The sequence below is a fragment of the Micromonospora sp. Llam0 genome (assembly GCF_003751085.1).
In the GTDB taxonomy this organism is placed as follows: domain Bacteria; phylum Actinomycetota; class Actinomycetes; order Mycobacteriales; family Micromonosporaceae; genus Micromonospora_E.
The window spans coordinates 5,003,605-5,019,298 of sequence record NZ_RJJY01000001.1 but is presented as its reverse complement, the minus strand read 5'-3'; the positions used below and the strand labels follow the sequence as shown (position 1 = coordinate 5,019,298).

Here is a 15,694-nt window from a genome sequence, read left to right as displayed (position 1 = left end):
CCCGCCATCCTGCGACCCGACTGGAGGAACCGACATGCACCTGACGACCGAGCGGGACGGTGGCGTGGTCACCGTACGGCTGCACCGGCCCGCGGCCCGCAACGCACTCAGCACCGCTCTCTGCGACGAACTTCTTGCGACCCTGCGACCGCTGGACCGGGACCCGGACATCGGCTGTTTCGTGATCACCGGATCCGACGGCTTCTTCTCCGCCGGCGCCGACATCCGAGAGATGGCGGCGATGAGCCCGGTGCAGGCGATGACGGCCGATCTCTTCGCCGGCTGGGAGGAGTTCGCCGCGTTCCGGACACCGAAGATCGCCGCTGTCGCCGGCTACGCGCTCGGCGGTGGCTGCGAACTGGCCATGATGTGCGACCTGGTGTTCGCCGCCGAGGACGCCCGGTTCGGTCAGCCCGAGATCACCCTCGGGGTGATCCCCGGGATCGGCGGCACCCAGCGGCTGACCCGGCTGGTCGGCACGGCGAAGGCGATGGATCTGATCCTCACCGGGCGGATGATGCCGGCCCGGGAGGCGGAGCAGTGCGGCCTGGTGTCCCGGATCGTGCCGGCCGACCAACTGCTCGCCGAGGCCCAGTCGGCGGCGGCGGTGATCGCCGGGCACAGCCGGCTCGCGGTCACCGCCGCCCGCGAGGCGGTCCAGCGGTCGCAGGAGGTCGGACTGCGGGAAGGGCTGCTGTTCGAACGGAGGGTCTTCCACGGATTGTTCGCTACCGCCGACCGGGCGGAGGGGATGTCCGCGTTCCTGGAGAAACGGGCAGCGCGGTTCGCTGGCAGCTGAGCCGCCCGGTCCGCCGCGACCGACGGATCCGGCGGGATTTGATAGTTATTGTGCGTACGGATGAGGCGCGGGCTGGCTGAACCGGCAAGGATCGGCGTATGAAGGTTCTCTTCCTGGGTGGCCCGTGGCATGACCAACGTCGCGAGGTGACGCCCCGCCGCCTCGCCGCTGCCGCGGACACCTTGCCAACTCAGTACACGGTGCCGCTCCGACCCGGGGTCGACCCCGTCACCTACACCCGCCGTTACGCCCGCAGTCAGGGCGAGCGGCTGCCGGTCTACGTCGCCCCCGACTATTCCGGCCCGGCCCGCGCCTGAGTCGCGGCGCCGCCGACCGCGAGCCGGCCGCCGTCACCGGTCGAGCCCTCGCAACCGGTCGGCCAGCTCCCGTTCGAAGAAGTCCAGGAAACCGTCCGGGTCGGGCCCGGCGTTCTGCAGCACGATGTGGTCGAAACCGGCGTCGACGTACGGTTTGACCGCCTCGAGGTGCGCCGCCGGGTCCGGCCCGACGCTGAAATGCGCGGCGATGTCGTCGTGATCGACCATCGCCGAGGCCGCCTCAAAGTTCACCGGGTTGGGCAGCTCGCTCATCACCTTCCAGCCGGTCAGCGCCCAACGGCTGGATTCCCAGGCGGCCTTGACCGCCTGCTCGTCGTCCACCGCCCAGGCCATCGGCACCTCGGCGTAGCGCGGCCCGGCGCCGCCGGCCCGCCGGTAGTGATCGACGATCGAGCCCTTCGGCTCGGTGGCGAACAGTCCGTCGCCGAGTTCGGCGGCCAGCCGGGCGGACTCCGAGCCGCTGGCGGCCACCGCGATCACCGGCGGGGTCGGTGGCAGGTCGAACACTCGCGCGTCGTCGAGCTGCAGGTGCTTTCCCTGGTACGTGTGGTAGCCGCCGGACCAGAGCAGCCGGATGATCTCCAGCGCCTCGCGTAGCCGTTCGTGCCGCCCGTGCACACTCGGGAACGGCTCCCCGGTGACGTGTTCGTTGAGGCGTTCGCCGGCACCCACCCCGAGGGTGAACCGGCCGTCGGACAGCAGCGCCACGGTCGCCGCGGCTTGGGCGACGATCGCCGGGTGGTAGCGCAGGCTCGGGCAGGTCACGCCGGTGGCCAGCCCGATCCGGTCGGTACGGGCGGCGATTGCGCCGAGCACGCTCCAGGTGAACGGCGAGTGGCCCTGGGAGTCCAGCCACGGGTGGAAGTGGTCGCTCATCTCGACGAAGTCGAACCCGGCCTGCTCGGCCCGGACCGCCTGGGCGATCAGGTCGGCCGGTCCGAACGCCTCGGTGGCCAGCTTGTAGCCGATCCGCATGTCGCCTCCCCGGTGGTCGTCCGCGTCACGTCCAGTTGTCCGTGGCGCCGTCCAGGGTTGCCCTACCCCTGCCCGACGGATCTATTCGCGTTCACGGTCGATCCGCAGCTCGTGTTCCAGACTGAGGACCGCCGCCCGCAGGTCGTCGAGTCGCTGGGCAACCACGATCCGGTCGATTTCGTCCGGTACGCCGCCGTCGTCGTCGTCGCCGTCGCCGTCGCAGTCCGGCCGTAGCCGTTACCGGCGGCGAACGCCGGTCCCGATCGCTCGACCAGTGCCCGGGCCGGTCAGTCCAGGGGGCGGGCCGGGTAGCCGGCCACGATGGCGGCCAGCGTGGGAATCTCCGCCCACCCCGGCCAGTCGCTGTTGAGTACGACCTGCCCGTCGGCGCGGCGCAGGACGGTCTCGGTGTCGAACTGCAGCACGGCGTCCGCCGGGTACGCCCGGAGCAGGGCGAGTACGGCGTCGAGAATCTCCCGGGTCTCCCGATCGGCGGTCTCGATGGTGTCGACCGAGCGGAGCCGGAACAGCGCGCCGACCTTCGGCTCCGCGACGCCGGCGTCCCGGGCGACCTCGATCCGTTCCCCGCTGTCGACCGGCCAGGCCGTCACCGCGAGGGATTCGCCGCGTCCCAGGCCGAAATCGGTGTGCTCGGCGTCGAACAGGCCCGCGAGCTGCGCGAGCACCTGTTCTCGGGTCACCTCGGCTTCGCTGTATAGCCAGTATTCGTTCGCCAACGCGAGGTCCTTTCCTCGTCACGGCTACAGGATCAACCGCGACTTCTGTGACAATCAACCTACTTGGGTCGCGTTGACATTAGGTGGGCACGGCCGCCGGCAGGCGGGTGTCGCAGGCGTCGGCTTACCAGACCGTGCGGCAAGTCTTGCCCCGCCACACCTGACCCACCTCGAATTAAAATACCTATCCAGAGTTGGCTAGATCACATCATTCGCTAATCACCAGTCACGGTCGCGCAACCATTCCTCAATGTCTCGATCGAGAGTCTGTTCATCGACGCCTTGAAGATTAGATGCCGCAAGCCATTCGACAACTAGTTTCTCGAACTGACCGAAGGTGCTTTCGTCAACTCGACCGTGGATTGCCATGAAAGCCAATAGTCCCTGCGCTGCCGGCTTTTCCGCATCGCAAGATGGACATAGTGTGAGTATACGCTTGCACGGAAGATCTGGATCCGGCACTGTGGCTGTCAGATAAAGTTCACCAGAGCAGCGATGACATGCACTTGAAGTGTCGGCAACAATGATGGGCGACCGTGAATCATTACTACGATAATTCGGCAAACTCATTCAATTCCTCCCGCGCCGAGGAGGACCTTGATTTCAGAGCGAAAATTGAGATCATTGCTTACTTGGAAGTTTGGGAAGGCTAGCTGCAAAGTTCCTCCAGGTTTTTGAAGATTCAACTGGATTGGCGCCTTGCCTGGGTGGGCAAGGATAATTTCCTTCAACTCGTTGACGAGTTGTGGACTGATTCGGTCCAGTCGAGTGCGCAAAATTACCGGAGGCTCTCCGCCGTCGGTGATAGACGAGACGTCGAGGACCGCTAGGTCTTGGGCGAAGACGCTGACACCGCCGTCACGCACGCTAACGTTCCCGGAGATCTTCACGACGCTGTCTTCAATCAAATACTGTCCCAGTATTTCGTAGCTCTTGGGAAAGAAGAGTACCTCGATGCTACCGGTAAGGTCTTCGAGTTGTACGATTGCCCAGGAGGCGCCCTTCCCAGTGATCTTTCTCGTTACGCCGGAGATGAGTCCGGCGAGCACAACGGGCTTACGATCTGCGGTCTCCTCGTCAAGGATTGCGGTGATCATGTGGTCACAGTTCGCTTTAAGAATGCGTTCAGCCCCTGCCAGTGGGTGGTCGGAGACATACAGTCCGAGCATGTCGCGTTCTAGCGCCAGCTTTTCCTTCTTCGGCCACTCCTTGCCAGAGCGAGCCATCGTGAAGCCAACGATTCCTTCGGCTCCACCTACTTCCTTCATTTCACCAAAGAGATCCATCCAGCCGATGGACTCTTTGCGCTTGGAGTCCATCACCGCGTCGATGGCCGCCTCATGGTTGTCGAGCAAGTCGCGTCGTGTGTCACCTAGCTCGTCGAATGCGCCAGCCTTGATGAGAGACTCGATCGTTCGCTTGTTGCATGCTGTCGCGTCTACCTTGATCAGGAAGTCCTCGAAGGAGGAGTAGCGCCCCTTCTTCTTTCGACCTTCGACGATGGCGTTGACGACGTTCGTTCCGACGTTGCGCACTGCGTTGAGGCCGAACCGAATGTCAGATTCGACGGGTGCGAACGGACCTTTTGATGTGTTGACATCGGGCGTGAGAATTCTGATGCCCATGCTCCGGCACTCGGCCAGGTAGATGGCCATTGTCTCCTTCTTGTCGCCGACGGACGTCAGTAGTGCGGCCATGTACTCGGCGGGATAGTTGGCCTTCAGGTATGCTGTCCAGTAGGAGATCATTCCATAGCATGCGGTGTGAGCTTTGTTGAAGGCGTAGTCTGCGAATGGAACGAGGATGTCCCACAGGGTCTGGATGGCTTCGTCAGAGTATCTGTTGCTGCGCATTCCATCCCGGAAGGGGATGAACTCCTTGTCTAGAACCTCCTTCTTCTTTTTTCCCATAGCCTTGCGGAGCATGTCGGCGCGGCCGAGGCTGTATCCGGCGAGCTTCTGCGCGGCGCGCTGCACCTGCTCCTGATAGATGATCAGGCCGTAAGTGGGGCCGAGGATTTCGTCGAGGGCGTCTGCCAGTTCGGGATGGATCGGAGTGATCTCTTGCTGTCCGTTCTTCCGCAACGCATAGTTCGTGTGCGAGTTGGCTCCCATTGGGCCGGGGCGGTAGAGAGCCAAGGCCGCGGAGATGTCCTCGAAGTTGTCGGGCTTCATCAGCCGCAGCAGTTGCCGCATTCCGCCGCCATCGAGCTGGAACACGCCTAGGGTGTCACCGCGCGAAAGTAGCTCGTACGTGGGCTTGTCGTCCAAGGGGAGACTTAGCAGGTCGATCTGTTGCCCAGTGGTGGCTTCGACGTTACGGAGCGCGTCATCGATGATGGTGAGGTTGCGAAGGCCGAGGAAGTCCATCTTCAGCAGGCCGAGTGACTCGCAGGTCGGATAGTCGAACTGGGTGATGATGGCACCGTCGGCATCACGCCTAACGAGGGGTACGTGATCGATCAGCGGCTCTGCGGACATGATCACACCGGCGGCATGTACGCCGAGTTGGCGCACAAGTCCCTCGATGCCCTTGGCGACGTCCATTACGCGGGCGACATCGGGTTCCGTCTCGACAAGCCTGCGCACCTCGGCAGCTTCGGCATGACGTGGGTGCTTCGGATCGAAGATGCCGGACAGTGGAATATCCTTACCCATCACTGCGGGCGGCATCGCCTTGCTGATCTTGTCGCCCAAAGCGTAGGGAAATCCCAGGACCCGGCAACTATCCTTGATTGCAGCTTTGGCCTTGATTGTGCCGAAGGTAGCAATCTGGGCGACCTTGTCGTCGCCCCATTTCTCGGTGACGTATCGGATCACCTCGCTGCGGCGGCGGTCGTCGAAGTCGATGTCGACGTCGGGCATCTGCACGCGTTCGGGATTTAGGAAGCGTTCAAAAATGAGGCCGTGCTGGATCGGATCTAGGTCCGTGATGCCGAGCGCGTAGGCCACGATGCTACCGGCCGCAGAACCACGACCAGGCCCTACCCGGATTCCCTGGTTCTTTGCCCATACGATGAAGTCGGCGACGACAAGGAAGTAGGCCGGGAATCCCATCTGAAGGATGATGTTAAGCTCATACTCGGCCTGGGCGCGCCGTCGTTCGTCATACCCAGTTGGCCAGCGGCGGTCCATGCCCGCCCAGACCTCCTTGCGGAACCATGACTCGAGCGTCTCGCCCTCCGGCACTGGGAACTTCGGGGCCAGATTGTAGAACTCGAACATGCCGGTCGGATCGACCTTTTCGGCCACCAGTAGTGTGTTGCGGCAGCCTTGCGCCCAGATGTCGGACGAGTCGACAGCATACATCTCCTCGGCAGTCTTGACATAGTAGCCGCCCCCCTCGAAGCGGAACCGCTTCGGGTCATCGAGCCGACTACCCGTCTGTACGGCCAGCAGCGCATCGTGCGCCTCGGCCTGCGACGCCTTCGTGTAATGAAGATCATTGGTGACCAGCGGAGGGATACCGAGCCGCTTGCCGATCTCTAGGAGGTCGTCGCGAACTCGGCGTTCGATGTCTAGTCCATGGTCCATCAACTCGAGGAAGAAGTTGTCCTTGCCGAATATGTCCTGGTAAGCGCCGGCGACTTTGATTGCTTCGTCGAATTGGCCGAGCCGGATCCTGGTTTGTACTGAGCCGGAAGGGCAACCGGTGGTCGCCATGATCCCCTCGGCATGTTCTGCGATCAGATCCTGGTCCATCCGTGGCCACTTGACGTAGTGCCCCTCGATGGAAGCACGCGAATTCAGGCGGAAGAGGTTGTGTAGTCCGGTCATGTTCCTCGCCCACATGGTCATGTGGGTGATCGCACCACCGCCAGAGACGTCGTCGCTCTTCTGTTCTGGCCGTCCCCACCGCACCCGCTGCTTGTGGAACCGGGACTCAGGCGCCACGTACGCCTCAACCCCGATGACCGGGGTGATACCCGTCGCCTTGGCTTGGTGAAAGAAGTCGTACGCGCCGTGCATGTTGCCGTGGTCGGTGACCGCCACCGCCGGCATCTCCAGTCGCTGTGCCTCTGCTAACAGCTCCTTCAGCCGTGCAGCTCCATCGAGCATCGAGTACTCGGAATGCACATGAAGATGGACAAACTGCTCGGCCACCAGTCCCCCTCAATCCACGTCCCAAACGACCCCTGCGCGGGCCTTCCTGACCCTAGCTCCCGGCTGGCAGAGGATCGAGTGGCAAGCCGGCGCGTCGGCGACTCCACCCTGCTCCGGCTTGCGGGGCAGCACAACCGTCTGTAGTCCTACGGTCGACAGCTATGGCGCCCACCCGCGCTCACGCCACCGTCCGTCACGGTCCAGCTACGGAAGGGTCGGCGCGAACGCGACTGGTCAGGCCCAGGTAGTTCGCCGACACGGTCGGCTGCAAACGTTCGCTACATGCTCCGGCTTGGCGCGCTGACTCCCTCACACGCATTCCCGTAACATCTGCTGCGGTGCGCTGCGGCTGGTGCGCAGATCGTCGTTGATCTTGCTATATAGTCATCAATCCAGCCAAGTGCCGCAGACGCACCTCTGTTGCTACCACTGGGTAGAGCCGATAGTCAACCTGGTGCTCTCCGCTGCGGCTTGCCTGCTCCATAGCGAGACGAAGCCGGTCGACGTTGACGACGCCCAACTGTCCAAGAAGGAGGTCCGTGCGCAGGAACCGGCTTAGCAGGGGAAGGCAGTTCCGGTATACCCCAAGGTTCATGAGTCCTCCGAGGTTCTCTGATAGTCGGGGATTCACCACTTCATTAGACGCGCCGGCCCGATTAAGTCGATCCCGAAAGATTCGCTTTCGCCGCCGCCATTCTGGTGGAAGCCATTCGCCGAACCGTATTGCGGCTGGTGATGCCAGTGGTTCCACGGGCCAGACGCCGCGCTGGATGTAGAGAGGATTGTGACAGGCAAAGCCGGCCAAGGTTACCTCGTTGATGACGGCTGCGGGGGCTATATCTGACTCTGCGGAAAGCAGCTCATCGCGTGCAGTCGCAGTTAGCCAGACAGGCAGAGTTAGGTCCTCTAAGTCGCCAGAAAAATCTCGTTCTTCGGGTGGCAGTGCCAGCATCTCGTCACCGCCCGTACCACCGAAGGACACTTTGATACCCTCATCAACCATAAGGTCGATCAGGTGTCCGACTGCCTCGGCAAAACCTTCTTCGTCAAAATCTAGACTGTTGCCGGCTAGGATTGCGCTCCCCGCAGACAATGGTGGAAGTTTCATCGCCGGGGTAGTGATGTCAGATTTGAGATGCGCAAGTCTTGCCAGTTCGCGGCGCCGCCGGCGCTGCTGCTCTCCGGCGGCGCCGGCGACAAGGATAGCGGATCCAGCGATGGCCCCTGGATGAAGCCTGCCTAGTGTCAGTGCGACGTTAGCTGAATCCATTCCGCCGGACAGAGTCAACCCGCATATCGCAGGTTCCAAAACCCTTTCTTGGATGATGGACTCGAGTAGTACGGTCAAGCCGTCGACAACGTCGGCTCCCTCGCGTATTAGTCGAGGCTCCGCATGCCGGGCGTCATCGGGATACTCTATCCGAAAGTCGCCGTTTTGCAGATAGGCGGTCGAGCGTTCAGTCAGATGAAAGATGTGTCGAAAGTGGGTTCTATTCGAGTATCGTTGGAAGTAGCTCAGTGTTCGCGCAACCATGTAGCGTATTACATCCTCTGGAGTGCATCCTCGCGCCAGGTCGGTCAGATCCCATGAGCCGGTGAGAGTGTGATCGGTTGCCGTGAGGTAGACTGGCGCTACGTTATACACGCCGGACGAAGCGCGTACGCCCTGGTCTGGGCTAATTTCCAAGATGAAGCGATCGAGATGCCAATGCTTGGCGTCATCCAGAACTGCATCGTAGTCTTCCGGGCTTACTTCTACAGTTCGACTTGGTCCGGCCCAGGGGTAGGTTACATCGACGTTGGCGCTGCGTTCACGGACGATGACAGCAGCCCGCACCCCTTCGGTGATGAGAGTTGATTCTAATGCTGGATGGGTTATCGGTTCGATCCAGTCATCTTCAAATTCCCAGCGTCTGGAGCTGGTCCAGACCCACCGCTTGGTGGGATTTTCACTTACGCGGAATCGAATCATGGAGGGCTTCTCCATCTCTTCAGGGTGAACGTCGGCCAGAAGTGCTGCAATTCTGGCCGACGTTCACGGTCGTCCTACTCGAATACGTCCTTAGTCTTGTGCGTGTCCGAACTGCCCCTCTTCTTCTTGTACTTCTGTCGAGAAGCAACTGATGGCACCACTAGTGTCTCTGGGCCGTCGAAGATTTTGTCCACCAGTGACAGTGATTGTGACATGCGCATCGTGAGATTCACCTCCTCCCCGCTACGAAAGGTACCATGCTCAACTTAGAGTGAAGTCAATCGATATCCAGCGTAGCCCATCGACGGAGGGAGGTCGACCCCGCCAAGTGTTCCGGCGCCGTCGGTGCGACTCCCTGGAAGGTGGGGAGTCGCGTTTGCGCTTACGGCTATGCAGCCGACTTATCGGTTCGTTGGGCTGCGAGAAGGCAGCCTGTGATAATTGCACCCAGGCCGACGATGGTCGTGGGCGTGAGTTGTTCGCGGAGAAATACGGTCCCGAAAATGACAGCAAAGGCGGGCGACAGGTAGAACGCCAACGCGGCTCGGGCTGGCCCGTTGCGGGCGATCAGGGTGTAGAACAGTACGAGGGTCATGCCGGTGCAGACGATACCGAGGAGCATCATAGCGGCCAGCACGCTGGTTTGAGGTAGTTGGACAGGCAGCGTCAAGCTGGCTGGTGCAATCATTGCTGTGCTCGTGACGAGCATTGCCGAGGTGGCTACGCCGAGCGGTGGGGCGTTCGCGTGGCGTCGGTGGATCATGATCGCGCCGGCGGCGTAACATAGCGCGGCCACCAGTACGAGAGTACCGCCTAGGAGGGCGAGTCGGCCGCCGCGGAGGTCGACGCCGAAGAGCAAAATGAGTCCAACGAATCCGATGGCAACGCCAGTCGCACCCATCCATCCCTGCGGGCGTTCGTCTGGCGCATACCGGTAGGCGAGCATCGAAACGAACAACGGCTGCGCTCCGACCAGGATGCCTGCGATACCCGAGGGTACGTATTGCTGCCCGTACGTCAGTAGTAGAAGCGGGATGGTCGACTGCACTAGGATGGTCTCAATAATTTGTTTTGGTCGCCGCCAAATATCCGCTAGTGCACCGCTGCTGAGGGCTAAGGGTACCAAGAGGACGCAAGCGAGCAGAACTCGGCCGAGGACAACGACAGCGGGTGACAGCTCGCGTAGCGCAACGTCGATCAACGGGTAGACCGCCCCCCACAGGGCTGCGAGGAGGATGAGCTCGATCCAGGCCCTTCGGCTCACCGGCGACTCGCGAGTACAGCAATCAGCACACCCCTAGTTAAGCAGCACCTGACGGTAGAGCCTCTGGACGTAGTCGATGTCGGTCCACGGCATAAGGCCGACTAGCAGCTCACGCAGACGCCTGCGGTTGCGCTCGGACCCGGTGCGCCGGGCAAGGGTGTCAGCCTGGCTGGCTGCGTCGCAGGCTTGCTCAATCTGACCCATCTGCACGTACGCGACGGCCAGATCGATCAGGGTGCCGGACCGTTCGCGTACGAACGTAGGCGGTAGCAGCGTCAGCGCCTCGTAGAGCGCCCGAGTGGCTTCTCGTGGCTCACGCAACCGAGTCAGGCACCTGCCCTTCAGCCGTGCAGCATGACAGTCGGCGTTGTAGAACCCCAGCCACACGGGAGCGCTTTCCGTGCTGACGCCGTCAAAGACCCGCTCCGCCTGCGCGAGCGAGGCAAGGCCGGGCCGGGGCTGGCCCAGGAATCCGTACGCCTCGCCGGTGGCTTCGCATAACCATGACCTGACCGCGGCGGGGGCGCCATGACCAGCTAAGCCCTGCGCGGTGTCGAGCACACTGAGCGCGGCCTTCCCGTCGCCGGCATGTAGGTGTGTGTAGCTGATCACACCAAGGCTGTATGCACGCAGTGCACGGTCGTTGGATTTCTCGGCCAGTGACGCAGCCAATCGACAGTAGCCCTCGGCCTGGTTGTACTTTTGTGCGTCGATCGCCAGCCAGCCGGCCAACTGGGCGGCATCACCTGCGGCGCGTAGCAACCGGCGATGGGCCGCGCTGGTGGTCGTACGGTTACTTACCTCCAACATGGTCCGCAGATGCGTGGTCACCTCGGAACTCACCCGGTGTGATCCTTCACGGTAGTCTAGGCGCCGATAGGTGTCGGTTAGCACTTCGAAGTCCTCGATCACCGCGTCGGTGACCTTCGTGAGCCCCGCCGCGCCGGTTAAGCCAGCGGTCGGTGGCCGAGCCTGCGACGGCTCACGGTCGGCGGCGGCACCCCCGTGGCCTGCTGTGTCCAGATGGCTGTAGTCCTCGCCATCCAGCAGCTCACCTGCGTTGCAGCGGTAGAGGTAAGCCAGCTTGTTCAACGTGTCCAGTGATGGGGTACGGCCGGCCGGGCCGGGCCATATCTCCCAGTATGAAATTTGCTTCGCGGTTTTTGGGGCGTCCTCGTCCGGCCACAGCTCGTTCCATCGCTGGGCAGCCTCAGCCTGAGTCATCCCATGCGCCAGCCGGAAGGCTACCCGCGAGTTCAATCGATACCGCTCTCTCCACTGTGCGGCAATTTGTCGGTACGTGTACCCCTGGGCGCGAAGTTCCTCGGCCTCCTGTTGGTAGCTGCGTGCGGTCCTGGGCACCAGCGGCTCCTTGCCGTCGTCTGTCCTTAGTACCTGAACATACGGCGTGGTAGACCTCTGTGGAAGTCCTACCATGTCTCGCTCCCCGCATCGCGGGGAGTATCGCGCGAACGGATATCCCATCCTTCGTGGTCGACTAATCGCGTGAGTGGAGGCACGGTTGGTCGTGACCGCCGAGCTCCTCGATGGATGGGACGTTTGGGCTGTGATTCCGCCACTATCAAAAACCGATCTTGATGACGCGGGGCGTCGGCCTGCGTCCCAGCTACGCAGCTGGGGCAACTCCCTGCCCTGCCCTGGTGAGCCGGTGCGCCTGCAAACTGGTGCCCAGTGACCGTCTACCGCTCCGGTGCCGGTCGGCGGTCGGTGTTGTCGGTGCCGGTGGAGCGTCGGTTGTTCGCGGATGAGTTCTTCCTGATGGCGCATCACGACGTGTCGGGTCAGTTGCGGGTGACGGCGCGGATCGCCGGGTTCGGGGCGACGGCCGCGGTGTTGGCGGACCTGGTCGTTGCGGGGGTGTTGGTGGTGACGCCGTCGGGGCATCTGGCGTGTCCGGAACCGGGGGTGCGGCTGGGCGGGTTGGAGCGGCAGATAGCGGCCTGGGTGGCGGCCGAGCCGGGTCAGCCGGTTCCGGTGTGGCTCGACGTTCTCGCCGATGTGTCGGTGCCGGCGATCGGTCAGCGGTTGGCCGATGCGGGGGTGGTGCGGCCGGTGCGGGTGCGGCGGCTGGTGACGGTCCGGACGGTGTGGGAGCCGACGGACATGAATGTGGCGGCGTGGCCGTGGGCCCGGTTGTCGACCCGGATCGGTCGTGGTGACCGGTTGGATCAGTTCGACAGCGTTCTGGCGCGGTTGTGTGTCGCCGCTGGTGTCGAGGGTCGGTTCCTCGGCGGTGAGCCGCGGGCTCGGCAGCGTCTGGACCGGTTGTTGAGTCCGGTGCCGGCGCAGGTCGACGTCCTGTTGTGGGAGTTGTCGGCGGCGGTTGGCCGGGCTGTGCTGGGTGGTCGGACCTGACCACTGTCTGCCCTGTTCAGGCGTCTGCTCAGGCGCCCTGCCCGCCTTTTCTCTGACCTGCCTCCGTCTCGTCTGGTTCTTGTCTTTTCTTGGGGGATTGTTGTGTCTGTTTCGTATGGTGTGCCGCGTCCGCGTCGGGGTGGTGTCGCCGCCGCGTTGGCCCGGTCGCGGCTGGGTGTGCCGCAGGTGGTGTTCTTCGTCCTGGCGGCTGCGGCGCCGATGACGGTGGTCGCGTCGGCGGTGCCGACCGCGTATGCGGTGACCGGCCTGTCGGGGGTGCCGGTCGCGTACGCGGCGACCGCCGCCGTGATGGTGGTGTTCGCGGTCGGCTATGTCGCGATGTCGCGGCATGTGGTCAACGCCGGGTCGATGTACTCGTACGTCGCCCATGCCCTCGGCCCGGCCTGTGGGGTGGCGGCGGCGTTCGTGGCGGTGGTGGCCTACAACCTGATGCAGATCGGCCTGTACGGGGCGTTCGGTGTCGTCACGGCCGCGACGGTGTCGGCGGTGGCCGGTGTCGGCGTGCCGTGGTGGGTGTGGGCTCTCGCCGGCTGGCTGGCGGTCGCGGTGCTGGGGTTGGCGCGGGTCGACCTCAACGGCCGGGTTCTGGGTGTGCTGCTGGTCGCGGAGATCACCGTGGTGGTGGTCTTCGACACGGTCATGGCCACCCACCCCGCCTCCGGGGGTCTAGCGGTGCACGGGTTGGCGCCGGGGCATCTGGCGGTGCCGGGGATGGCGGCGATCCTGGTCGGTGGGATCGCCGGCTACGTCGGGGTCGAGGCCACCACCGTCCTCGCGGAGGAGACCCGCGACTCCCGGCGTACGGTCGCCTACGCCACCTACACCGCGATCGCCGTCACCGCCGTGTTGTATGCGGGGTCTGCGTGGGCGATGCAGACCGCCGCCGGCCCCACCACGATTGTCGACGCCGCCGCCCAGCATGGGCCGGAGTTGATGTTCGTGCTGGTCGATGGCCGCCTCCCACGCCTGTTCGTGGACGTGGGTCGGTTGCTGCTGGTGACGAGCCTGTTCGCCGCTCTGTTGGCCTTCCACAACCTGGTCGCCCGCTACCTGTTCGCGTTGGGCCGCGAACAGGTCCTTCCCGCCGCGCTGGGGCGTACCAGCGGGCGGACCGGGGCGCCGCGGCTCGGTTCGCTGGCCCAGACCGGTGTGGCTGGCCTGACCATCGCCGGCTACGCGCTGGCCGGGTTGGATCCGATCGTTCATCTGTTCTTCTGGCTGACCGTCACCGGCGGCCTGGGTGTGTTGATCCTGATGACCGCGACCAGCCTCGCCGTCCTCGTCTACTTCCGCCACGACCGCCGGGGTGAGTCCCGTTGGTCGACCGCGTTCGCTCCCGGCGTCGCGCTCAACCTGCTGGTGTTCATCCTCGGTGGCACTCTCATCGGTTTCGGTGACCTCCTCAACACCCCTGCCGGCTCACCCGCGCGGTGGGTGCTGCCCGGCCTCTACGCCGCCGCCGTCTCTGCCGGTCTGGTCTGGGCGACCGTCCTGCACCGGACACGCCGCCATGTCTACGCCACGGTCGGCGCGGGCGCCGACGCCGCGACCCGCTCCACCACCCACCCGACCCCCGCCGTCCGTAAGGAGACCCACCGGTGACCACCACCCCCACCAGGACCGTGATCCGTGTCGCCGACCGCCACGACATCCCCGCACTCACCGCGACCCTGGTCGAGGCGTTCGTCGACACCCCCGACGCCGTCTGGCTCATCCCCGACCCCGGCGAACGCCGACGCGTCTACCAGCGACTCTGCCCGGCGATACTCACCCACGCCATGACCTCGGGCACCGTGTACACCAGCGGCGACCACGCCGGCGCCGCCGTCTGGCTGCCCCACACCGCCGCCGGCAACCCCGACCCCCACCACACCGCCCTCATCGACCGGATCGCAGGCCAACACGCTCCACGGTTCGCCCGCCTCGCCGCCGTGCTGCACCACCACACCCCACACCGCCCGCACACCTACCTCGCCTACCTCGGCGTCGCCCCCGACAGGCAGCGCCACGGCCTCGGCACCGCCCTGCTCACCCACCGGCACGCCACCTGCGACACCGCCGGCACCCCCGTCCACCTCGTCGCCACCACCACCGACGCCCGACGCCTCTACCAACAGCACGGCTACTACGACACCACTCCCACCCCGGTCCACCTGCCCGACGGAGGACCACCCCTGTGGCCCATGTGGCGCCAACCCCACACGCGCAGCCGTGGCACCGCCCCTGGCCGGGGGCGGCCGTGACCACCGGCATCCACCCCGCGCGTCCGCCCGCCGCACCGGCGGACACCGTCCCTGCCGGGCTGTTGCGTCGCCCGGCGTCCGCCGGGCTCGACACCGGCCGGCCCGCGCTCGCCCGACTCGTCAACTACTGGGCCGGCGGCAAGGACCACTTCGCCGTCGACCGGACCCTCGCAGACCAGACCACCCGCATCCACCCCGGTATGCCCCACAGCTATCGGGCCGCCCGACAAGCGGCCGGCCGCGCCGTCGCCCGCCTCACCGCCAACGGTATCCGCCAGTTCGTCGACCTCAACCCCGGACTGCCCGCCCCGGACCACACCGACACCCACCTCATCGCTCAACACATCGCTCCGACCAGTCACATCGTGTACACCGACACGGACCCGCTGGCCCTCGCCCACTGCCGCGCCCTGCACACCAGCGACCCCGCCGGAACCGTGACCGTCATCGCCGCCGACCCCACCCAACCCGCGCACCTGGTCGCCGCCGTCACCGACCATTTCGACCGCACCACACCGGTCGCGGTCCTGGCCACAAACCTCGCCCACCACCTCGACGATCACCACCTCCACAACCTGGCCACCCAACTCGCCCGGCACCTGCCCACCGGCAGCCTGCTCATCGTCACCACCCACACCACCCCCGCCGACGACCGGCTCCACGCCGCCCAGCAACACCTCACCCAAGCCGGAATCCGCTACCACCACCGCAACCCAGACCGCACCGCGTCCCTGCTCCGCAGCTGCGGCCTAACGGCGTCCACTGGGTCGCCAGCAACCGCATCCACCAGGCCGACTATCGATGATTCTCGACGAGTTCCCATTGACGTCCAAATTGCCCAGATCGGCATCCTGCCCTGACCCCGA

The 15,694-nt window shown here is 64.5% G+C and carries 14 protein-coding genes; 7 read left to right on the top strand and 7 right to left on the bottom strand.

The window, feature by feature from the left end:
* The first annotated feature begins 34 nt into the window (after window positions 1-34).
* Complete coding sequence (locus tag EDC02_RS21845) at window positions 35-799, top strand: enoyl-CoA hydratase-related protein (RefSeq protein ID WP_123603568.1); 765 nt, start codon at window positions 35-37, stop codon at window positions 797-799.
* Between the two features lie 98 nt (window positions 800-897).
* On the top strand, window positions 898-1,116 hold the full coding sequence (locus tag EDC02_RS21840) for a hypothetical protein (RefSeq protein ID WP_123603567.1): 219 nt from the start codon (window positions 898-900) through the stop codon (window positions 1,114-1,116).
* Between the two features lie 33 nt (window positions 1,117-1,149).
* On the opposite strand, the gene EDC02_RS21835 is transcribed toward EDC02_RS21840, so the two are convergent.
* A complete protein-coding gene (locus tag EDC02_RS21835; RefSeq protein WP_123603566.1) occupies window positions 1,150-2,112 on the bottom strand; it encodes a TIGR03557 family F420-dependent LLM class oxidoreductase in 963 nt (320 codons plus the stop codon).
* A gap of 111 nt (window positions 2,113-2,223) precedes the next feature.
* Here EDC02_RS21835 and EDC02_RS42410 point away from each other — a divergent pair, with 111 nt between their 5' ends.
* Window positions 2,224-2,346, top strand: a complete 123-nt coding sequence (locus EDC02_RS42410; protein ID WP_255500483.1) for a hypothetical protein — start codon at window positions 2,224-2,226, stop codon at window positions 2,344-2,346.
* A gap of 53 nt (window positions 2,347-2,399) precedes the next feature.
* Here EDC02_RS42410 and EDC02_RS21830 read toward each other — a convergent pair whose 3' ends face one another.
* From EDC02_RS21830 to EDC02_RS21810, 6 genes are all read right to left on the bottom strand, one after another.
* Window positions 2,400-2,849 carry a SitI3 family protein gene (locus EDC02_RS21830; protein ID WP_123603565.1) on the bottom strand — a complete coding sequence of 150 codons (450 nt, stop codon included), beginning with the start codon at window positions 2,847-2,849 and terminating at the stop codon, window positions 2,400-2,402.
* A 219-nt stretch (window positions 2,850-3,068) separates the two neighbouring features.
* Window positions 3,069-3,419 (bottom strand): DUF6300 family protein, encoded by a 351-nt coding sequence (locus EDC02_RS39655; RefSeq protein ID WP_148083550.1) that lies wholly within the window; start codon window positions 3,417-3,419, stop codon window positions 3,069-3,071.
* The gene (dnaE, locus tag EDC02_RS21825) at window positions 3,416-6,952 is read right to left on the bottom strand and encodes a DNA polymerase III subunit alpha (protein ID WP_123603564.1); all 3,537 of its coding nucleotides are present in this window, start codon (window positions 6,950-6,952) and stop codon (window positions 3,416-3,418) included. The genes EDC02_RS39655 and dnaE overlap by 4 nt, the downstream gene beginning before the upstream one ends.
* A gap of 376 nt (window positions 6,953-7,328) precedes the next feature.
* A complete protein-coding gene (locus tag EDC02_RS39650) occupies window positions 7,329-8,939 on the bottom strand; it encodes a hypothetical protein (RefSeq protein ID WP_148083549.1) in 1,611 nt (536 codons plus the stop codon).
* A 373-nt stretch (window positions 8,940-9,312) separates the two neighbouring features.
* Window positions 9,313-10,188: a DMT family transporter gene (locus EDC02_RS21815; RefSeq protein ID WP_123603562.1), complete on the bottom strand. Its 876-nt coding sequence runs from the start codon at window positions 10,186-10,188 to the stop codon at window positions 9,313-9,315.
* 33 nt (window positions 10,189-10,221) lie between these two features.
* Entirely contained in the window at window positions 10,222-11,550 is a 1,329-nt protein-coding gene (locus tag EDC02_RS21810) for a hypothetical protein (protein WP_148083548.1), read from the bottom strand.
* 330 nt (window positions 11,551-11,880) lie between these two features.
* Between EDC02_RS21810 and EDC02_RS21805 the strand changes: the two genes are divergently transcribed.
* From EDC02_RS21805 to EDC02_RS21790, 4 genes are all read left to right on the top strand, one after another.
* A complete protein-coding gene (locus tag EDC02_RS21805) occupies window positions 11,881-12,564 on the top strand; it encodes a GPP34 family phosphoprotein (RefSeq protein WP_123603560.1) in 684 nt (227 codons plus the stop codon).
* 219 nt (window positions 12,565-12,783) lie between these two features.
* On the top strand, window positions 12,784-14,187 hold the full coding sequence (locus tag EDC02_RS21800; protein WP_123605030.1) for an APC family permease: 1,404 nt from the start codon (window positions 12,784-12,786) through the stop codon (window positions 14,185-14,187).
* Complete coding sequence (locus tag EDC02_RS21795; RefSeq protein ID WP_123603559.1) at window positions 14,184-14,828, top strand: GNAT family N-acetyltransferase; 645 nt, start codon at window positions 14,184-14,186, stop codon at window positions 14,826-14,828. The genes EDC02_RS21800 and EDC02_RS21795 overlap by 4 nt, the downstream gene beginning before the upstream one ends.
* Window positions 14,825-15,688: an SAM-dependent methyltransferase gene (locus EDC02_RS21790; protein ID WP_158632266.1), complete on the top strand. Its 864-nt coding sequence runs from the start codon at window positions 14,825-14,827 to the stop codon at window positions 15,686-15,688. The genes EDC02_RS21795 and EDC02_RS21790 overlap by 4 nt, the downstream gene beginning before the upstream one ends.
* The last annotated feature ends 6 nt before the right edge of the window (window positions 15,689-15,694 follow it).